The organism is Streptomyces sp. NPDC059718 (genome assembly GCF_042733315.1).
GTDB lineage: Bacteria > Actinomycetota > Actinomycetes > Streptomycetales > Streptomycetaceae > Actinacidiphila.
In genome coordinates, this window is record NZ_JBHWGA010000142.1 from 1 (window position 1) to 1,372 (window position 1,372).

The window sequence follows — 1,372 nt, forward strand, 5'->3', positions numbered from 1 at the left end:
CTTGTCGGTGCTGGCGAGGTAAAGGGCGAAGCCCCAGGTGGTGGCGGATCGGCCGTAGCGCAGGCGCGTCAGTTTGATGCTGCCGCCGACGGCGAGTTCGCCGTCCGCATGTTCCTCAGATCCTTGTTCCGATGCTGCGCGCGTTTTCGCCGTCGTATCCGTTGACACCGGTCAGCCGGAGACCTAAGTTGCGCCATACCGACCGGTTGGTACCCTCTCCCGCCCATGTCTCTGTATCCCTGGAAGGACTGGCACATGAAGGCAGCACGATTCGCGTGGCGGCGACTTGAGCCTCTCCATGGCATGGTCTACTTCGTTCCCGAGGCCAGGAACCGGTACACAGAACTGGGACTCCAGGGCAGGGCAGGATATTTCGCCTCCCGTGGTGCGGCTCTCGGCCGCGCCTCGGCGGAGCTGGTCATCGCGACCTTCTACAACTTCTGCCCGGATGTCGTACGGGGGGCGCTACCGGCCGCCTGGGACGCGGTCACCCCCGAGCAAATGTTGGCCGCCCGGCTCGCCGGCGCGGGCGAGGCCTTGCGCCGGGCCAAGATCCATGAGCTTCCGGGACTGGACGAAATCATCGGCCTTGCGCGGCGGGCAGCCGACGCGGCGTGCGAACACCCGCAGGGACGCCCGCTGTTCGCCGCTCATGCCGCCCTGCCCTGGCCGGACGAGCCGATCCTGCAGTTGTGGCACGCCCAGACGCTGTTGCGGGAGTTCCGTGGCGACGGCCATATAGCGGCGCTACTCACCGAGGGTGTCGGGCCCCTGGAGGCCCTGGTGCTGCACGGTGCCAGCGGCCTGGTTCCCGCCGCCGCGCTCAAGCTCAGCCGCGCCTGGCCGGAGGAGCAGTGGGCCGCCACCGAGGAACGCCTACACGAGCGTGGTCTCCTCGACGGGGATGTCCTCAGCATCGAAGGCAGTGCCCTGCGTCAGCACATCGAGGACCGCACCGATGCCCTGGCCCTGCCCGCCTACGGCGTCCTGGGCGAAGAGGGCTGTGAGCGTCTGGCCGAACTCGCCGACACTTTCGGCCGTGCCGTCACCGACGCTGGCCTTCTCGACCGCTCCGGCTTCCTGGCTGCGCTGCGCGCCTCCGCCTGAGCAACACCGCCGTTCGCCCAACTCCTCCCTCGCCCAGAAGCTCACGGCACGTGCACGGCCTGGACTCAGCCGGTCGCCATGCACGTCCGCCACCGAGGCCAGTCCGCCTATGTGGACGGCAAACTGGCCTACGGCGACAGCATCGAACTGATGCGCCTGCGCCACGGCCGATCCGCCACCACCTGGGGCTTCGCCCTCTACCTCGCCAACACCGACAAGTACGAGGACACCCTCCTGCCCACCAGCAGCTTCGCCGACACCCCCG

The 1,372-nt window shown here is 68.4% G+C and carries 1 protein-coding gene and 1 pseudogene; both read left to right on the plus strand.

The annotated features are described in order from the left end of the window. Positions 1 to 255 precede the first annotated feature (255 nt). Entirely contained in the window at positions 256 to 1,107 is an 852-nt protein-coding gene (locus tag ACFV3E_RS46725) for an SCO6745 family protein (protein WP_500542644.1), read from the plus strand. A 78-nt stretch (positions 1,108 to 1,185) separates the two neighbouring features. Next, positions 1,186 to 1,372, plus strand: a pseudogene (locus ACFV3E_RS46730) (hypothetical protein); the annotation flags it as partial.